General features: G+C 67.6%; 9 protein-coding genes and 4 pseudogenes. 4 read left to right on the top strand and 9 right to left on the bottom strand.

Annotated features, from left to right (window positions below; all coding sequences use genetic code 11):
- Positions 1 to 180: 180 nt before the first annotated feature.
- Positions 181 to 693, top strand: coding sequence for a hypothetical protein (locus ACZ6TU_RS16185; protein WP_469548903.1), 513 nt, complete (start codon positions 181 to 183; stop codon positions 691 to 693).
- Between the two features lie 272 nt (positions 694 to 965).
- Here the strand turns inward: ACZ6TU_RS16185 and ACZ6TU_RS16180 are convergent, their stop codons facing one another.
- Together ACZ6TU_RS16180 and ACZ6TU_RS16175 are read right to left on the bottom strand one after the other, a co-directional pair.
- On the bottom strand, positions 966 to 1,169 hold the full coding sequence (locus tag ACZ6TU_RS16180) for a cold-shock protein (protein WP_030052720.1): 204 nt from the start codon (positions 1,167 to 1,169) through the stop codon (positions 966 to 968).
- A gap of 243 nt (positions 1,170 to 1,412) precedes the next feature.
- Complete coding sequence (locus ACZ6TU_RS16175) at positions 1,413 to 1,751, bottom strand: MerR family transcriptional regulator (protein ID WP_142157940.1); 339 nt, start codon at positions 1,749 to 1,751, stop codon at positions 1,413 to 1,415.
- Positions 1,752 to 2,883: 1,132 nt separating this feature from the next.
- Between ACZ6TU_RS16175 and ACZ6TU_RS16170 the strand changes: the two are divergent.
- Positions 2,884 to 3,277: pseudogene (locus tag ACZ6TU_RS16170) on the top strand (ATP-binding protein).
- A gap of 46 nt (positions 3,278 to 3,323) precedes the next feature.
- Positions 3,324 to 3,598 (top strand): annotated as a pseudogene (locus ACZ6TU_RS16165) (hypothetical protein); the annotation flags it as partial.
- Positions 3,599 to 3,761: 163 nt separating this feature from the next.
- On the opposite strand, the gene ACZ6TU_RS16160 reads toward ACZ6TU_RS16165, so the two are convergent.
- The 4 genes and pseudogenes from ACZ6TU_RS16160 to ACZ6TU_RS16145 all read right to left on the bottom strand — a co-directional run.
- Positions 3,762 to 4,166 (bottom strand): CBS domain-containing protein, encoded by a 405-nt coding sequence (locus ACZ6TU_RS16160; protein WP_306931532.1) that lies wholly within the window; start codon positions 4,164 to 4,166, stop codon positions 3,762 to 3,764.
- Between the two features lie 45 nt (positions 4,167 to 4,211).
- Positions 4,212 to 5,705, bottom strand: coding sequence for a DEAD/DEAH box helicase (locus ACZ6TU_RS16155; protein ID WP_469548900.1), 1,494 nt, complete (start codon positions 5,703 to 5,705; stop codon positions 4,212 to 4,214).
- 266 nt (positions 5,706 to 5,971) lie between these two features.
- A complete protein-coding gene (locus ACZ6TU_RS16150; protein ID WP_003973099.1) occupies positions 5,972 to 6,175 on the bottom strand; it encodes a cold-shock protein in 204 nt (67 codons plus the stop codon).
- Between the two features lie 708 nt (positions 6,176 to 6,883).
- A pseudogene (locus ACZ6TU_RS16145) lies at positions 6,884 to 7,186 on the bottom strand (transposase); the annotation flags it as partial.
- Between the two features lie 183 nt (positions 7,187 to 7,369).
- On the opposite strand from ACZ6TU_RS16145, the gene ACZ6TU_RS16140 reads away from it, so the two are divergent.
- Positions 7,370 to 7,993: a P-loop NTPase family protein gene (locus ACZ6TU_RS16140; RefSeq protein ID WP_469548898.1), complete on the top strand. Its 624-nt coding sequence runs from the start codon at positions 7,370 to 7,372 to the stop codon at positions 7,991 to 7,993.
- Positions 7,994 to 8,121: 128 nt separating this feature from the next.
- On the opposite strand, the pseudogene istB reads toward ACZ6TU_RS16140, so the two are convergent.
- From istB to ACZ6TU_RS16125, 3 genes and pseudogenes are all read right to left on the bottom strand, one after another.
- Positions 8,122 to 8,766 (bottom strand): annotated as a pseudogene (istB, locus tag ACZ6TU_RS16135) (IS21-like element helper ATPase IstB); the annotation flags it as partial.
- A 196-nt stretch (positions 8,767 to 8,962) separates the two neighbouring features.
- On the bottom strand, positions 8,963 to 11,767 hold the full coding sequence (locus ACZ6TU_RS16130) for a GH32 C-terminal domain-containing protein (protein WP_469548896.1): 2,805 nt from the start codon (positions 11,765 to 11,767) through the stop codon (positions 8,963 to 8,965).
- Between the two features lie 197 nt (positions 11,768 to 11,964).
- Positions 11,965 to 14,898, bottom strand: a complete 2,934-nt coding sequence (locus tag ACZ6TU_RS16125; protein ID WP_469548892.1) for a GH32 C-terminal domain-containing protein — start codon at positions 14,896 to 14,898, stop codon at positions 11,965 to 11,967.
- Positions 14,899 to 14,984 lie beyond the last annotated feature (86 nt).

Genomic DNA, 14,984 nt, shown 5'->3' with positions numbered 1-14,984 from the left:
CCACCGCGTGATCTCCAGCCCCGTTGCCCCTCCCGCCAATTGGGCCTGCCGAAGCCGAGTACATCGGCTGGCCATGGGAAAGATCAGGGCTTCTGAACGGGCATCTCCGCTCGCCTACGCGCAAGGATCGCCGATGCTTCCTGAGGTCCGCCCCCACGATCGACCGCCCTCGCAGACCAGTTGGAACACCAACTGGACCTGGCTCCGCATCTCGAGGCCGGCCGGCTCGATGTGGAGGGCGTCGCCGGCATCGCAGTCGTCGCAGCCGCCCACTCCGATGGCTGTGCGGCCACCGGCCATCTCCTCGGGCTGCTGGCCGCGCTGCCTGCCCCCACCGTGGCAGGCGAACGCTTCTGGTCGGACCTGTGGAGGTCGTCGGGCACCGCGTACCTGCTACCCGTCAACATGAAGGCTCAGGTGCTGCGTTCTCTTGAAGGAGAGGGAACCGACCTGGCCAGGCAGATCCTCTCGGCCGTCGATGAGATGACTCCGCCCCAGCGCGTAGCGGCCGGGGAGGTGATCGGTCAAGCCCTCGCCGAGTCCGACCATTTGCCTGACCTCAAGACACAGGTCATCGGCGAGTTGTGGCTCCGAGATCTCGAGCTCACCGCCTGGCGCGTTCTGCATGCGGACCGCAGGTGGGACGATCCGGATGGACGGCAAGCCTTCCTCGCCGCCTGGACGGGCACCTGACCGTCTGCTGCTCCAGACTGCTCGAACAGAGGCGCAGGGCATGCGGCACCCGAACCGGACGAGCTCGAAACAACTGAGGTCAGGAAGTTCGGGCCGAGGTCGCACCCGCCTCCGCCTCAACAGATCAGGGGCCGTGCAGCAATGGCTGCGCGGCCCCCTGGTCCTGTGCACGCCCGGCACGAGAGGAGGCGTTTCGCCCCGTGGGCGGCAAAGCCCGCACGGGCGGCGCTCACCGGACGCAGTGTGCGCGATCCCCGGGCAGGTCTGCGAGGTCAGGCCAGGTTGATGTTCTCGGCCTGCGGACCCTTCTGGCCCTGGGTGACATCGAACGTCACGGCCTGGCCCTCCTGGAGCTCACGAAAGCCCGTGGAGTTGATCGCGGAGTAGTGCGCGAAGACATCCGGGCCGCCGCCGTCCTGGGCGATGAAGCCGAAGCCCTTCTCCGCGTTGAACCACTTCACAGTTCCCGTTGCCATGTCTGATGCCTTCCAGTCGGTGAACGCCTCCCACTCCATGCGGAAGGCAGAGGTGATCGCCCTGGTCCCTGCGGCACAGCACAGCAAAACGCCCACACCAAAGGCGCGGGCAGGGGAAATTCCGAACCACGACAGCTGACACAGAACGCTACACGCCCACACGCCGCGTCACCATAGGAAACGATCACACCGCACGGCAGACCGTGCGTGGGGTGCCCGCCGACGCGGACGGGCACGCTCATCTCATGCTGCTGCGGTCGGGTTCGCTGATTCGGTGGCGCGGCGGTATTCGGCGTTGAGGCGCTGGGCTTCCTCGAGCTGGTCTTCGAGGATGATGATGCGGCAGGCGGCCTCGATGGGGGTGCCGTGGTCGACGAGTTCCCGGGCGCGGGCGGCGATGCGCAGCTGGTAGCGGGAGTAGCGGCGGTGGCCGCCTGCGGAGCGCAGTGGGGTGATGAGGCGGGCTTCGCCGATGGCGCGCAGGAAGCCCTGTGTGGTGCCGAGCATCTCGGCGGCCCGGCCCATGGTGTAGGCGGGGTAGTCGTCGTCATCGAGACGGCCGAACGTGTCGTCTGCTGTCATTGCACCTCTCTGTGGAACGCGTGGAGGGGCCCTGATGCCGTACTGACACCAGGGCCCCGAAGGAACTACTACACCATCTGCCGGCCCTGATACTGCACCGGCCCTCTGTTTCCGCAGACCCGACCGAGACACTGTCGGGGGCGCGGGGATCGCGGTTGCTCGACCGGAGACCACCTCACTATCGATGTCCTGCGGTACCCGGGTCCAAGACTTCCACCCGGGCGATCCTGATGGCGCTCGGCTCCTCCGTTCTTCCCTCTTGATCAACTACTCACTAACGGGAACTGCGTACTACTGGTACTGCGAACTGCTGGTGGCCTCGAACAGCGCCACTCTTCGGCAGCCAGCCCCGTCGCCCGTCCTGCGTCTGCTCTGGCTTGGAACCCCACTGCCGAACCTCTCGGTGCGCGCGCCCGCAGCCGACGCCTTCACCGAGGTACTGCTCACTGACTTCACTGCTGGGTACTGCGAACCTTCACTTACTGGTACTGCCACTGCGGTACTGCTCATGGCGGCCCCTGATCACTGCGGGCCACCCGGTCCGGTCGTCAGTCCCGTCGCCGTCCTGCAACCGCTCTGGCTTCGGAACTCCACCACCGCACCGTCCTGCGAACTGCAACTGCGTACTGCTGCCCGGCAGTTCATCTCTGCCGGGCCTCTCTTGATCTCGGCTACGACAGAAACCTTAACCACACCGCCGACCAATGTCTACTCCAGCGGGTATAGATTTTCGCGCGCTGGAAGATGAGGTACGCCGCCTCGACCAGTCTGCCTCGACCGGTCCCCATGGATGGTTCAAGCAGCTGCGAGGCTCTGTCCGGCGCTCACAGTGACCCACCACCGCGTGGCATGTCGGGCTGGGCGTGACGTCGCCGCCCCTGCGCCGCGGCTACCGTCGGCGGCAACGGCCAACTGCGTCTCGTGAGAACACCACCGACCGGCACGGACGTTTCCAGCCGTGACGCCCCCAGGTCGGCCGTTGACGAGCGTGGCAGAAGGCCCTGCGCCGCCCTCGACGATCCCGGGATGATCGAGCAGCTGGTGGCGAACCGGCACGGCCCCTGACCCGAGCAGTCCGCGGGCTGCGGAGACACGGGCTCACGGCAGCAGGTGCCGTCATGCGTCGACCCTGATGATCACGGTGACTGCCAGCGCCGCAGCCGTCCGTTCCACCACAGCCATTGCCGACGCACGCGATACGGCACGGGCCTTCCTCGAAGGTTTGCAGCAGCCGGCCGTGGCTCGTGACGCGGCGGACACTGTGGTCTTGGTCGTGTCCGAGCTCGTCACCAATGCCCTGCGCCACGGTGGGGGCCGCTGCACACTGGAACTGACTGCGCACCCCGACACCATTGAGGTCGCCGTTCACGATCCCAGCCGGCATGTTCCCCGCATGCGCACCCCTGACCTGAACGGCGGTACCGGGAGGCTTCGGCTGGCCCATGGTCACCAGCCTCGCCCACGCCACGGCGGTCGCCCGCCGGGCCTCCGGCGGCAGGACCGTGAGCACCTTCCTTGCCCGGTAGCGTCACCGCTCAAGCAGCCGGATGGCCGGCGAACATGGTCCGCCTCATGGCGCAGCCTGACGAGTTGCTGGTTGACGTTGCCGCCCTGGTGGAGTCCGGCCAGAGCAACCAGATATCCCTGGCCGTGGCCACCGGTGGCGCTGTCATCACCGGCCGGCTGGCTACCGAAGCGGTGTGGAGGCAGAGGGTGTCGGATGTGCTGAGGGGATTCCGCCCACTTGGGCGAGTTCGCCCGCCGTCTTCGACGCCCCCGTGAAGAAGGACGGGCCGCCCACGCGTCTGCACTTCCGTGTCGCCCGGATCCTGCAGGGCAACGGTGGCGGGAACCCGTTGCACGCGGTGTGGGCCCGACCGGCGTACCGGTCGGGCCCACACTGCTGCTCAGGCCAGGTCATCACTGAGCTCGAAGGGGAAGCGGGCGATGACGCAGCGCATGTGGCCTCACAGGGAGAAGGGGAGAACGGTCCGACCGGGGGTGGGCGTTTCAGCGGGAGAGGGCGAGGATGCCCAGAGCGCTGCCTTGCTCGTCGACCACCGGCAGGGCACCGAGCTGACGGGTGCGCATCGCATGCTCGGCTTCGGCCATCGTGGTCACGGGTGAGGTGAACGAGCCGTGGTCGCCGAGGATGTCGCGCAGGCGGACGCGATCCGTGTAGTCGGAGCTGTCGCGGACGGCGGCGAGTTCGGTCTGGGTGACCAGGCCGGTGCACTGGCCGTCCTGGTCGCAGACGACGAGCCGACCCGTGCGTGCGGCGGCCATGACGGCCAGCGCCACCTCGACGCTCATGTCGTCACAGACCTGCGGTCCGGCCGCGTCCATGACCTCAGCCACCGTCCTGTGCACAGGGTTGACATCCTCCGGGCGGGGCTGCATCTGAACCAGCGTCAAAGGTGCCTCCTGCAGAGATGGGCCAGATTTCTGATCACGAAGGGCCTAGGCCACCGCGCCGACGACAGACTGGCGCACAGGCGCGCGCCGGGTCGCCGAGGCGGGGCGGCGGCGGCCTCGGGAGGTGGCGCTGCGCTTGGGGCGTTCGACCACCGGTGCGGTGATGACGACCGGGATGCCGGACGGGGCCTGGGCTCCGGTGATCCGGTTCAGGGCCTCGTCGCCCGAGCGGATCTGGGTGGTCTGCGGTCGGATCCCGGCGTCCGACATCAGGCGAACCATGCCTCGACGCTGGTTCGGTGTGACGAGGGTTACGACGCTGCCGGACTCGCCGGCCCGCGCGGTTCGGCCGCCGCGGTGGAGGTAGTCCTTGTGGTCGGTCGGCGGATCGACGTTGACGACGAGGTCAAGGTTGTCGACGTGGATGCCGCGCGCCGCGACATTGGTCGCCACCAGTACGGTGACGTGCCCCGTCTTGAACTGCGCCAGGGTGCGGGTACGTTGCGGCTGCGACTTGCCGCCGTGCAGCGCGGCGGCCCGTACCCCGCTGTTGAGCAGGTCCTGGGTCAGCCGGTCGACGGCGTGCTTGGTGTCCAGGAACATGATCACGCGGCCGTCGCGAGCGGCGATCTCGGTCGTGGCGGCGTGCTTGTCGGCGCCCTGGACGTGCAGGACGTGGTGCTCCATCGTCGTGACCGCACCGGCCGACGGGTCGACCGAATGCACGACGGGGTCGGTCAGATAGCGGCGCACCAGCAGGTCGACATTGCGGTCCAGGGTGGCGGAGAACAGCATCCGCTGCCCCTCCGGACGCACCTGGTCGAGCAGCGCGGTGACCTGTGGCATGAACCCCATGTCGGCCATCTGGTCGGCCTCGTCCAGCACCGTGATGCCCACCTGGTTCAGCCGGCAGTCGCCACGGTCGATGAGGTCCTTGAGTCGGCCCGGGGTCGCGACGACGACCTCGGCTCCGCCTCGCAGCGCGCCGGCCTGCTTGCCAATGGACATCCCGCCCACCACCGTGGCCAGCCGCAGCTTGACTGAGCGGGCGTACGGAGTGAGCGCGTCGGTCACTTGCTGCGCCAGCTCGCGCGTCGGTACGAGGATCAGCCCCAGCGGCTGGCGGGACTCAGCACGCTGTCCAGCAGTGCGGGCGAGCAGGGCGAGGCCGAAGGCGAGGGTCTTGCCGGAACCGGTGCGTCCGCGACCCAGGACGTCACGGCCCGCCAAGGAGTTGGGCAGCGTCGCGCCCTGGATCGGGAACGGCGCGGTCACACCCTGCTTGCCGAGTTCGGCCAGCAGCGGCTCGGGCATGGCGAGATCGGCGAACGCCTCGACGGCGGGCAGCGCGGGGGTGATCGTCCTGGGTAGCGCGAACTCACCCTGCACTGCGCCGGACCGGCGGCCGTAACCACCGGAACGAGTGGGCCCGCCCGAACGGCGCGGTGCCTGCGAGCCGAAGCGGCTGCCACCCCTGCCGGCGTCGGCGCCGCCATTACGGGTGCGGGCGGGGCGGTCGTTCGTGTATGTGCGGTTCATGCGGAACCTTCCTCGATGTGGCACATATCAAGGAATTCCCGCAGCGATGAGCGGCATGGAGAATTACGAGTATGGACCAGCGGCAAAAGAAAGCAGATCGGTGCAGCTCTTAAGGATGCGCCTGGGTCCTGGAGGAGCACGCTGCGCGTGGTTGGACCGCGGATTCCTCCGCGTCGTCCCGCGGGTGAAACCGCTGCGGGAGATGCGTGCAGCTGGGGCCCGCACCCCGAAGGATGCGGGCCCCAGCTACAGATTGTGCGTGAGCGTCAGGCAGGAACGATGTTCTCGGCCGTCGGGCCCTTCTGGCCCTGCGCGATGTCGAAGTTGACCTTCTGGCCTTCGAGCAGCTCACGGAAGCCCTGCGCGGCAATGTTCGAGTAGTGGGCGAACACGTCCGCGCCGCCGCCGTCCTGCTCGATGAAGCCGAAGCCCTTTTCCGCGTTGAACCACTTCACGGTACCAGCAGCCATGTCATATCTCCTTTGGGGCAGTACATCGGAATCCGCACCGTACGGACACCGTGTCGCCGCGATGATTACCCCGCCCGGAAAATGACCGGATTTACAAAAGTGCTCCCGACCGACGGAAGCCGGGTCGGGGGCACTTGAAGTTTTTGGGAACCACAACTGCAACTGAGATCGACAGTAGCACGCTGGGACGGCCTGCACACGTTACATAATTCCACTCCACCCATTGCAGCAACAACTCTTCCTGCATGATCCGTCAAACTCTCACCTCGCGGGAACAGATATTGCTTCACTCGGGTGCGATGTTTCGGAAAGAGCGGTGTGGTCAGCCGCACCCCGGGCCGCCGGGGCGGAAATCGCCTACAGGGCTGTCCGCAAGATCGGCTTCAGAAGTCGTCCCCAGCAGTTCGTCCCGGCGTGCCGGCGCTGCATCATGACTCCTGACCGCCGAGGGCCTGCGTCAGCGGCGGGTTGCCACCTCGGGCCGTCCAATGGGCCGATATGGCCGCACGCTCCCTCACGACCAGCTCGCCGAGACCCTGCAGCAAGCAGGTCCTTCCGATGGGACGCCGCCGAACGCGAGCGACTGGCCTGGCGTTGACGAGCTCGTGCGTGGTCGGCGGTGCTGTATTGAACCCACCGCGCACAGAGGATTCGCCAGGCCGTCCCGGAGGTGACTTCGCCGTATCACCGGCGCTCTCACGGACGCCCCTATAACGGGGGGACGCTGGGTACCGTTCTGACCAGGTTGAAGACCTCGCGGGCGGCATATCGCTTGAGGCAACGGATGATCTCACGCCGGGTCTTGCCCTCCTGAGTGCGACGTTCGTAGTACGCCTGGGTGCGCGGGTCGTGGCGCAGCCGAGTGAACACAATGCGGTGCAGAGCAGCGTTCGCCTGCCGGTCGCCACCGTGGTTGAGCCGACGCGAGCTCCGTCGCCCCGAGGAGTACTCGATGGGACTGACTCCGCACAGAGCGGCGAAGGACGCCTCGGTGCTCAGCCGCTCGGGATTGGCTGTGCCACCTTTCATGGATGTCGTTTCGACGTGAGTTCGGGAGTCACCCAGGCCGCCCTGGCTTGATCAATGTCAGTGAGAAATGACGTCACTCAGTAGCTGATCGCTTGATCGTTCGCTCGGCAGCCTGCCGCCCTTGAGCGTGTGAGCGAGAATGGCGGGTGATGGGTGATGCGGCCAGTGGCGCTGCTGTGGGCATTGATTTGGAACCGGGACATTGGCACCCTGAACCAGATGATCAAGCGAATCGTGATGGTGGGGGCTGCCGGGTCCGGCAAGACCACGTTGGCCAGGGCCCTCGGGGAGGCCCTGGAGGCACCGGTCACAGACCTGGACCTGCTGTTCTGGGGGCCGGCTTGGAGTCGTGTCGACCTCAGCGTGTTCCGTGAGCGGACGCAGAAGGTGCTTGCCAACGAGCATTGGATCATCGCAGGCAGCTACTTCAGGCAGGTTGCCGATCTGGTGTGGGCTCAAGCCGACACCGTTGTGTGGCTTGACCTGCCGCGCCGAGTCTCCTTCTCACGGGTTCTCAGAAGGACTGTCCGGCAGGTCGTGCGACGCGAGGATGTCTTTCCCGGCTGTCGACAATCGCTGCGGGCGGCCTGGCGCGACCGGCTATTCCACTCGGCCTGGCGCGAACCTGAGAAGTACCGCTCGGTGATTCCGGAGTTGCTGGACCGGCCTGAGTACGGCCACATGCGCTTGGTCCATCTGCAGAGCAGAAAGGCTGTGGCCGCCTGGTGGGCCAGCTGTGTCGAGCGTGGGGGAAACGTGCGGGAGGAGTCAGACGGCAGCAGTTACTGAGGTTCCGGGCGTGTCGGTCGTTCGACGACACCACGCAGGAGCGGGAGTAGAGTGTCCGGCTTCTGAACCGGCTCGCGGCCAGTGATGGCGTCCCCGGGTTGTCATGGTCTGATCCCCGGGGCCGTCGGTCAGGTGGCGGTGGCTTGCTGGGCCTGGGCTTTGGTGTGGGCGAGGCGGTAGGACTCGGTGCCGGTTTGGATAATCGCGCCGCTGAAGGTGAGGCGGTCGACGATGGCCGCGCAGAGCCGGGGGTCGGTGAAGGTCTTCGTCCAGCCGCTGAAGGATTCGTTGGAGGCGATGGCGACGCTGTTCTTCTCCTCGCGTTCGGTCAGCACCTGGAACAGCAACTCAGCGCCCCTCCGGTCCAGCTCCATGTAGCCGAGTTCGTCGATGCAGAGGAGGTCGACGCGTCCGTAGCGGGCGATCGTCTTGGACAGTTGCTTCTCATCGGCAGCCTCGACCAGCTCGTTGACGAGCTTGGTGGCCAGCACGTAGCGGACGCGGAAGCCCTGCATGGCGGCCTCGGTGCCCAGCGCGATCAGCAGGTGGGACTTGCCGGTACCGGAGTCGCCGATCAGGCAGAGCGGTTCGCCTTTCTTAACCCATTCGCAGGTCGCGAGCGTGTTGACAGTGGCGGGGTCGACGTTGGGATTGGCATCGAAGTCGAAGGCCCGCAGGCTCTTTTCCCTGGGGAAGGCCGCGGCCCGGATGCGGCGTTCGGACCGACGCCGTGCCCGGTTGTCGCCCTCGGCCATCAGCAGCTCTGCCAGGAAGGCATGGGAGCCACTGGGGTGGCCTCCGCCGCGTACACGGTCGGGGCATGGGATCTGACACCGCCGGAACCGCTTGTTGGCGACACGGCGACCCGAGCGGCGGGAGATATCGGATAGTCAGAAACTCATCGACCCGGTCGGCACGGCTGGCGTGCCGACCGGGTCGATGGTGCTGGCGGGCGGGGACTGCGCTGAGTCAGTCTGTCAGGTTGCCCATCTTCCAGATGGTCATGGACTTGACGACGCTGCCGTCGCCGAAGAGCCGCAGGCCGAGAGAGTCCTGCCGGAAGGGGTAGGCGCGGGTGGTGATGGACTTGTGCGCGTTCGCGTATGCCTCGATCATCGAGCGGTCCAGGAACACGTCCAGTGACAACTCTCCGTTGGAGAGCGTCAGCGGACCTTTCTGGATGCCCAGGTTGGCGTCGACGCTGGAGTTGTTTCCGGATCGTGTTCGGTCGACGCCCAGTTGTCCGGCCGGGGCGTCGTAGAACAGACGGGTCCGTTCTTCGTCCCCGGGGCTGCGCAGCACATCGAGTCCGAAGGTGTCGGCGCTGCCCCGTTCCAGGGTCAGCTTGATGTGGAGCATGTCCCCCTTGATGTCTGCCAGGCGCGCGTTGGCGTCAGCGACGGAGGTCGGTTCGTTGATGTTGAGGAGCGGTTCGCCCACATGGAGCCGTGAGACCTCCTCGACCGGGCTGACTCCCAGGTCTCCGTCAGGTCGCATGGACAGTTGGACGGGGAGTCCGGCGTTGTGGGCCCAGCCGGCGTCGTAGTGGGCGCGCTCCGTGCGCCGGTCCTGCGCGATGCTGAAGACGAGGGAGCGCTCCTTGTCGTCAACTGTGCCGCTGGGCCCGGTGAAGTGATCGCCGTAGTCGAGCAGCTTGGGCTCGGTGGTGTCGGGTGTCCATCGGCGGGCCTGGGCGTCCCAGGTGCCGACCCAGTAGTAGGTGTACTTGCTGCTGTACTCGGCGGGGCCGTCGGGGAAGGACGGGTTGACGAGCAGCGCCCGTCGCTGGCGTCCCTGGTCGTCCTTGCCGATGGGGAGGAAGGTGGGGAGTTCCCAGACCTGGCCGGTCTTGGGGTGGTCCTCCACGTCACCGACCATGAGAGGCCCCGAGTAGGTCCAGTCGGTGAGGTTCTTGGAGGTGTAGAGGAGCGCCGTCCCGCCGACGCTTTGGCCTGAGGTGGTCTGGACTCCCGAGCCGACCAACTGGAACCAGGTGTCGCCTTCCTTCCACACGTCCTGGTCGCGGAAGTCCCCGAAGCGGACCTTCCGTCCGGCGCCGACGTCCAGATCGGCGGTCTGGCTGGTCACCAGGGTCGGGTGCATCTTCCACTCGACCAGGTCCGGGTCGCCGGGGTCGGCGGGGCGTGCGAGTCCGGTTGCCTGATTGGGGCGCTGGGAATCGTTGCCGGCCGTGAACAGCAGGACGGGGACGCCGTTCTCGTCGAGGGTCGCGTCGCCGGACCAGACACCGTCGGGTGCCACACTCCCCGCCGTGGGGGCGAGGGCGACGGGTAGGTCTCGCCAGTGCACCAGATCTTCGCTGACCGCGTGCCCCCAGCCGATGTTGTGCCAGTAGGGGCCGTGGGAGTTGTGCTGGTAGAAGAGGTGGTACTTGCCGTTGACCTGGATGGGGGCGTGGGGCTCGTTCATCCAGTGGTTGGGGGCCGAGAAGTGGTAGCCCGGGCGGTAGCGGTCGCCGTCGTAGCGTGAGCGGTCCATGGCCATACGGGCATCGGGGATGCTGCCCCCGGCGAATGTCTGCATGTCGTGCTTGTGGCCGGCCCGCACGGATTCGGAGGTGAGCGCGTCCGTGTGGACCTTCACCTCGTCGATCTGGCCGTTGAACATGTTTACGGCAAAGGTGCCGTTGATGATGGCGGGCTGGTTGTGGCGGCCGATGAGCAGGGGAACGTCGGCCTTGGCCAGGCGGGCCGTGGTGGGGATGGCTGTCCGGGCGACCTGCTCGCCGTTCAGGTACAGGCTGATGGTGCCCTCGCTCGGAGCGAAGACCGCCGCGATGTGCGCCCACCTGCCAGCGGCCAGAGCCGCCGCCTGCGGGACCGCCGTCTCGTACCAGGCGTCACCGGTGCCGATGCCGAACTGCCACACGCCGTGCCGTCCGACGCCGAGCGAGAATCCTCGGCGTGCTGCCTTGTCCTGCTGGTTGACGATGGCCGAGGGCTTGCCTTCGTCGCCCCATTCGAAGGCGCGTGGTGCGACCCAGGCTTCGACGGTCATGCCGTCCGTGGGGAGCTGCGTTTGCGATGCGGCGCGGGTGACCCAGGTGGAGTAGCCGTCGAAGAGGAGGGCGCCGGAGAGAACGCCGTCCTCCTGTCGCTTGGTACGCCACAGTGGGTCGCTGTTCGGCTTGTAGACCGCGTTGTTGAAGACGTAGCTGATGGGATCCGCGCTCTGGCTGATCCGCTCCGTGGTCGCGGTGCCCTGCCCCTCGGCGAAGTCCCAGTAGGCGGCGAGCCCCTCAAGGCCCGGGTCCGGAGCCTTGTCCAAGCCGACTCTCACGTCGTCCAGGTTGATGTGTCCCCAGCCGCCGGTGGCCCGGTCGACCGCCGTGATGCGTAACTGCTCGCCCAGGTGCTCCCGCGCGTCCCAGGTGACGCGGCGGTACGCCTCGTCGTCGGTGCCGGTGGCCTTGTGCAGGACGGTGCCGTCCAGTGTCGTCAAAGCCACGTACAGCTGGTCGTCGTTGCGGCCGCCGGAAACCAGGACGCTGACCATTCCCGTGCCGGTCAGGGTGAACGGCTCGGAGGTGACGGTGCCCGTGGGGGCATCGCCGCCGCCCGCGAATCCCCATAGGTGGTAGGTGCCCTGCTGGTTGAAGCAGCAGCCCCATCCCCAGCCCGGCTGGTTGGTGACGGATCCGTGGAAGGCGGTTCCTGTGGTGCTCCAACCGCTCAGGTCGCCCCTCTCGAAGCCGGGGTTGGACAGGGTGCTCTCGCTCGCGCCGGCCTGTCCCGACATGAGGGGTGTCGTCATGCCGAGACATGCCACGAGGACGAGCAGTATGCGTAGCAGGCTGCCCGGGGGCCCTGTCCTGGATGTCGCTGGTGAACGCGTGCGCATGCATACCTCCGGTGATGTGTTGAGGTGCGTTGAGCAGGCTGATCAGTGCGTTTCCTGGTCGCGGGCCCACGGCAGGGCCCCGGGAGCATGGAACGTGGGTGGGCAGGTGGTCAGGAGCGCTGGACAGGCACGTTGACGTCGTCGACGTTGATGTGGCCCCAGCCGCCCGTCGCCTTGTCGACGACCTCGACGTAGATCCGTTCGCCGATGTGCTCGGACAGGTCGAAGACGACACGGCGGTACTGTTCCGCACCACGCCCGGTTTCCTTGGCCAACACCTTGCCGTCGTCCGCACGGACGACGGCGGCGTAGAGCCGGTCGAGGTCGTTGCCGCCGGACACGAGCAGGTCGACCACGCCGTCTCCGCCGAGGACGACGGTGGCGGAGCGGAGTACGCCCGTGGCGTCGTCGCCGCCCGCGTTCGGGTTGTAGCCCCACAGGTGGTGGCCGTCCGGGTCGTCCGCCGTCTCGGCCTGGTAGAAGGGTCCGCCCCAGCCCCAGTCGGTACGGGTGGTCACGTTGGCGTCGCCGAAGGTGGTGCCGGAGACGACGGTCCATCCGGTGAGGTCGCCGGTGGCGAAGTCGTGGTTGGGAAGGGCGTCGACGTTCGTCGGGCGCGGCGGGTCGTAGGCGGCCGGCACTACGGATGTGTCGTAGGCGCCGTTCATGGTCCACACGTCCAGGGAGACGACCTGGGCGGAGCCGCCCTCGCTGGTCAGCCGCAGGCCGGTGGAGTCCTTCCGGGTCGGATAGACGCGGCTGGTGAGGCTGTTGGTGCCGTTGACGTACGCCTCCAGCATCGAACGGTCGAGCAGGACTCTCAACTTCAGCTTTTCGCCGTCGAGTTCGACCGTGCCGCCGTGGATGCCCTTGCGGACGTCCGGGTCGAGGCTGGAGCGGCCGCGGTCGATGGAGAAGCGGTGCTTGCTCGTGTCATAGGAGAGCAGAGTCCGCTCACTGCCGTCGGCGCTCGCCCGGACGGCCAGGGTGACGGTCGTGGCGTCGCGGGGCTCGATGACGGCCTCGATGTCGAGCATGTCACCGGAGACACCGGCGAGTTGGCGGTCGGCCTCCTTCACCGAAGCCTGACGGATCTTGACCAGCCGTCGGCCCCGCAGTCCGGCCGCCTCTTCGATCGGCTCGACACCGAGGGTTCCGTCCTGGCGCAGCGAGACGCTGACCGGCATGCCGGCGTTGTGGGCCCAGCCGGACTGGGCGTGCTGCTGTTCGCTGCGGCGGTCCTGGGTGATGCTGAAGAGCACCGAGCGGCCGTCGGGGGTGACGAAGCCGGACGGGCCGGTGAAGTGCTCGCCGAAGTCGAACTCGCGGGGCTTGTCGTGGTCGGGCACGAAGCGGCACGCGCGCTTGTCGAAGGTGCCGATCCAGTAGTAGGTGTGCTTGACGGCGTCAGGGTTGAACGCCTCCCACCAGGGGCTGACCAGCAGGATGTGCTTGCCGGTGCGTTTGCCCTTCGGGCCGGGGAGCGGGAGGAGAACCGGCAGTTCCCAGACTTCTCCGGGCTCGGGGACCTTCGTGAGGTCGTTCCAGTGCAGCGGGCCCCGGTACGTCCAGGGTCCCTCGGGCCTGCGCGCGGTGTAGACGAGTGCGGTGCCGCCGTGCTTCTTGGTGACCTGGGCGCCGCTGTAGTCGACGATGCCGCTGCCGACCAGCTGATACCAGACGCCGTCCTCCTCCCAGACGAACGGGTCGCGGAAGTTCTCCGCCCACGCGGTGCCGGGGCCGGCGGGGAGACCGGCCGGGGCCTCGGTGACCGGCTCGGACTTCATGGTCCAGGTGGGCAGGTCCGTGTCGCGGTCGGTCTTGTACGAGGACACGGCCATCCCGGTGCGCTGACGGTAGGGCAGCCGGTCGTCGCCGCCGGTGAAGAAGAGCACCGGCCCCCGGTCGCCGTCGACGTACGCCGAGCCAGACCAGCAGCCGTCCGGCCCGACCGAGTCCCCCGCCGGGGCCAGGGCTATGGGCATGTCCCGCCAGTGCACCATGTCGGTACTGACCGCGTGCCCCCAGTGGATCTGGCCCCAGAACGGGCCGAGCGGGTCGTGCTGGTAGAAGATGTGGTACTTGCCCTTGAAGTACACGGGTGCGTGCGGCTCGTTCATCCAGTGCCAGGGCGGCAGCATGTGGAACTGGGGGCGGTGCCGGTCGCCGTCGAAGCGGGACCGGTTCAACGTCAGGTCCGGGCGGGGCACGCGGTTGCCCGGCAGCGCGGCGACCCTCTCGGCGTGCTCCTGCTGGGCGGTGGTGTCGTCCAGGGTGCCGGGGCGGATGACGAGGCTGTCCATCAGGCCCATGTACATGTTGGCGTGGAACTCCCCGTTGAGCAGGGTGGGCCGGTTGTGCCGGCCGATCAACAGCTGCTCGTCGGGGGCCAGTCGGGGGGCCTTGTCGGGAGTGGTGGCGGTGCCGATGAGGCGGCCGTCGCGGTAGAGGCGCAGCTGGTGTGCGGCCGGATCGTAGCTGGCGGCGACGTGTGTCCATCGGCCCTTGGTGGCCGGCATGTCCGCGTCTCCCTTGACCTCGATCAGGTCGGTGCCGAAGCCGAGTTGGAAGACGATCTGGCCGAAGCGGCGCAGGCCGAGCAGGAAGCCGGTCTTCGCGTCCGGGTTGTGCTGGTTGACCAGGGCCTGGGGTTTGCCGTCGATGCCGTGCTCGTAGGCGTAAGGGGCGATCCACGCGTCGACGGTCAGGCCCTGGGCGGGATCCAGCTTGCCGGGGCCCTTGGCGGTGACGACGGTGGAGTAGCCGTCGAAGTACAGCGCCCGGCCGCGCACTCCGCGCCGCCGGACGGGGTCGGTGTCCGGCTTGTAGCGGGCGTCTTCGAAGACGTAGTCGATGGGGTCTGCGGAGCCCGAGACCGCCTCCCGGGCGACCGTGCCGCCGCGCTCGTCGAAGTCCCAGCGGGCGGTGGGACTTTGGGGACCGCGTCGGCCCTCCGCGGCGGCGGAAGCGGAAGCGAACGAGAGCGGTACGACGGCCCCGCCGATGGCGGCGGACACGACGGTGAGGGCTGTTCTTCTCCTCATGGGCGGGCTCCTGGATGGTGCGCGGCAGGTCTGACGCTCTGCCAAATCGGTTTAAGCGAGATGGCTCGGCATCGTTCGCGCCCCGC

The organism is Streptomyces sp. NPDC052064, assembly GCF_055585925.1.
Note: the sequence above shows the minus strand (reverse complement) of the source record. Positions and strands in the feature narration are given on the sequence as shown.

Bases quoted from the DNA above. Each gene is read 5' to 3' on its own strand.
- ACZ6TU_RS16180 (WP_030052720.1), bottom strand. From the start codon at position 1,169: ATGGCAACGGGAACTGTGAAGTGGTTCAACGCGGAGAAGGGCTTCGGC.
- ACZ6TU_RS16150 (WP_003973099.1), bottom strand. From the start codon at position 6,175: ATGGCTGCTGGTACCGTGAAGTGGTTCAACGCGGAAAAGGGCTTCGGC.
- ACZ6TU_RS16155 (WP_469548900.1), bottom strand. From the start codon at position 5,705: ATGAACCGCACATACACGAACGACCGCCCCGCCCGCACCCGTAATGGC.
- ACZ6TU_RS16175 (WP_142157940.1), bottom strand. From the start codon at position 1,751: ATGACAGCAGACGACACGTTCGGCCGTCTCGATGACGACGACTACCCC.
- ACZ6TU_RS16125 (WP_469548892.1), bottom strand. From the start codon at position 14,898: ATGAGGAGAAGAACAGCCCTCACCGTCGTGTCCGCCGCCATCGGCGGG.
- ACZ6TU_RS16130 (WP_469548896.1), bottom strand. From the start codon at position 11,767: ATGACGACACCCCTCATGTCGGGACAGGCCGGCGCGAGCGAGAGCACC.